4 protein-coding genes are annotated in these 2,699 nt (G+C 44.9%); all 4 read left to right on the forward strand.

Annotated elements, in window-relative coordinates; all coding sequences use genetic code 11:
• Positions 1 to 19 precede the first annotated feature (19 nt).
• Positions 20 to 355, forward strand: a complete 336-nt coding sequence (locus CAG68_RS12835; RefSeq protein ID WP_005378730.1) for a metalloregulator ArsR/SmtB family transcription factor — start codon at positions 20 to 22, stop codon at positions 353 to 355.
• A 42-nt stretch (positions 356 to 397) separates the two neighbouring features.
• Positions 398 to 1,399, forward strand: coding sequence for an ArsJ-associated glyceraldehyde-3-phosphate dehydrogenase (locus tag CAG68_RS12840; protein ID WP_005383630.1), 1,002 nt, complete (start codon positions 398 to 400; stop codon positions 1,397 to 1,399).
• A 12-nt stretch (positions 1,400 to 1,411) separates the two neighbouring features.
• Positions 1,412 to 1,906: a cyclin-dependent kinase inhibitor 3 family protein gene (locus tag CAG68_RS12845; protein WP_086047096.1), complete on the forward strand. Its 495-nt coding sequence runs from the start codon at positions 1,412 to 1,414 to the stop codon at positions 1,904 to 1,906.
• A gap of 254 nt (positions 1,907 to 2,160) precedes the next feature.
• Positions 2,161 to 2,699, forward strand: a 539-nt coding sequence (locus CAG68_RS12850; protein WP_161441229.1) for an MFS transporter, incomplete at its 3' end; no start/stop codon positions are given.

A 2,699-nucleotide genomic window follows, 5' to 3' on the forward strand; every position in this document is an offset into this window, starting at 1 on the left:
ATATATAGGTATGTTTATTATGCTTCCACATCAGTTTTTTAAGCTGTTATCCGATGAAACACGCGTACGTTGTTTAATGCTCGTGGCCCGTGAAGGTGAAACTTGCGTTGGTGATTTGGCGTTTGCTCTACAAGAGAGCCAGCCGAAAGTTTCTCGTCATCTTGCTCAGTTACGATCCAGTGGCATCTTGGTGGATAAACGCCAAGGACAATGGGTGTATTACGAGTTATCACAGCAATTACCAGGTTGGATGCGAAAGTTAATTGAAGACTTAGTGGCATCAAACTGTTTGAAGCAGGAATACCAAGACGACATCACACGCTTACACGATAAAAGTCGTGAGGCTTGCTGTTAACAGCGAATAGAGATTCAAGGTAGAAGATTAGAGGGTAAAACTATGACAATTAAAGTAGGAATTAATGGCTTTGGCCGAATTGGTCGCTTAGCGCTGCGAGCGGCATTTGATTGGCCAGAATTGGAGTTTGTGTTAATCAACGATGTCGCAGGTGACGCAGCTACGCTTGGTCACTTATTAGAATTCGATTCAGTGCAAGGTCGTTGGCATCATGGAGTTCAGGTCGAAGGCAGTGAGCTCGTCATCAACGGCAAGCGTGTCGCCACGACTCAACAACGCGATATCGATGCGGTGAACTGGTCTGATTGTGATGTTGTGATTGAAGCGACAGGCGTACATCGCAAAACATCATTCCTAAACAAATACCTAGAGCAAGGCGTGAAACGTGTCGTGGTAAGCGCACCTGTGAAAGAAGAAGGTATTGCGAACATTGTGGTGGGCGTGAACGACCATATTTTCGACCCTGAAAAACATCGTATCGTGACAGCAGCTTCGTGTACGACTAACTGTATCGCACCTGTGGTTAAAGTCATTCATGAGAAATTGGGTATCGAACAATCTTCTTTTACGACCATTCACGACCTGACGAATACGCAAACTATTTTGGATGCGCCACACAAAGATCTACGCCGTGCAAGAGCATGCGGCATGAGCCTTATCCCAACCACTACGGGTAGCGCGAAGGCGATTGTCGAAATTTTCCCAGAATTAAAAGACAAAATTAATGGTCATGCGGTTCGCGTACCTCTAGCAAACGCATCGTTAACAGACATCATTTTTGATGTGAAGCGTGATACCACGGCAGAAGAAGTGAATGCACTGTTAAAAGAAGCATCTGAAGGTGATTTGAAAGGCATCCTTGGCTTCGAAGAGCGTCCTTTAGTTTCTATCGATTATAAAGGCGACCAACGTTCAACCATCGTTGATGCGCAATCAACCATGGTTGTGGGTTCTCGTATGGTTAAGATTTACGCTTGGTACGATAACGAAATGGGTTATGCAACGCGCACAGCAGAGCTGGTTCGTAACGTTGGTTTGGCTTAAAAGGGGGTCACAATGTCTCATCCTACATGGCAATTAGATTTGGACTCCGGTGCTTTAATCTTAACACCGTGCCCAGGAACGAAAGGTGTCGATTTGCATGCGTCGTTAGAACAGTTGAAAGAGCAGGGTGTTCAAGCGGTCGTTACTGCACTAGATGATAGTGAATTAGCTGCGAAGAATGTCTCTGCATTGGGTGAAGCCACTCAGCAACTGGGTATGAAATGGTTCCAGATCGAGATTGAAGACGACTGCGCACCAAATGAAGAGTTTGCGACGAAGTGGCAACAAGCCAGTCCGGAACTGCACGCGATTCTTGCTCAAGGTGGCAAAATTGCGATGCATTGCATGGGTGGTTCGGGGCGCACAGGTTTGTTCGCTGCTCACCTACTCCTAGAAAAGGAATGGCAGTTAGAAGATATCGTGCGAGAAGTGCAGGCATTGCGCCCTGGTGCATTTACAAAACCTGTGCAAGTTGAGTACATCGAACGCGTGGCTCAAGACGCTTGATCAGCTTAAATAGCTTTTGGTTCATCATGATCCAAAAGCTAAATTCAAGCTTCTTCAGGATACGACTGTTTACAAAAAATGCCATTAATATTAACTAATGCATTGTTTTTAAGGTGTATTTTTCTTTTCATTGATGTTGGGGCATTTTTTGAAAATCACAGCAACATTGTATTGGTCAATGTTGCTGTACAGGTTAGGAAGTATTTAGAACATGATGATCTAAATGCTTCTATCGCTGTACATATGAGGTCAATATGATTTCTCAATTAAGCAAAAGTATTCGTCAGTACATGTTAGTGACGTTTAACTATTGGAACTTTACGGTGACCGATGGCGCACTGCGTATGCTAGTGGTGCTCTATTTTCATGATTTAGGTTATTCCACGTTAGCTATTGCCTCACTGTTCCTTTTCTATGAATTTTTTGGTGTGGTGACAAACCTAGTTGGTGGTTGGTTGGGCGCAAGGTTAGGCCTAAATAAAACCATGAACATTGGTTTAGCGATGCAAGTGTTTGCGTTGCTGATGCTCGCAGTACCAAATGCATGGCTGACCATTCCTTGGGTGATGGCAGCGCAAGCTCTGTCGGGGATTGCCAAAGATCTGAACAAAATGAGTGCTAAGAGCGCGATTAAAACGCTAGTACCAGACGAACAGCAAGGTGCGCTCTACAAATGGGTAGCGATTTTGACTGGCTCGAAGAATGCACTCAAAGGAGCGGGCTTTTTTGTTGGTGGCTTGCTGCTGTCTTGGGTGGGTTTTCAAAACTCGATGTTTATTATGGCGGGGGGGGT

The organism is Vibrio sp. V42_P2S4T144 (assembly GCF_009904715.1).
Taxonomy (GTDB): Bacteria; Pseudomonadota; Gammaproteobacteria; order Enterobacterales; family Vibrionaceae; genus Vibrio; species Vibrio alginolyticus.

Bases quoted from the DNA above. Each gene is read 5' to 3' on its own strand.
- CAG68_RS12835 (WP_005378730.1), top strand. From the start codon at position 20: ATGCTTCCACATCAGTTTTTTAAGCTGTTATCCGATGAAACACGCGTA.
- CAG68_RS12840 (WP_005383630.1), top strand. From the start codon at position 398: ATGACAATTAAAGTAGGAATTAATGGCTTTGGCCGAATTGGTCGCTTA.
- CAG68_RS12845 (WP_086047096.1), top strand. From the start codon at position 1,412: ATGTCTCATCCTACATGGCAATTAGATTTGGACTCCGGTGCTTTAATC.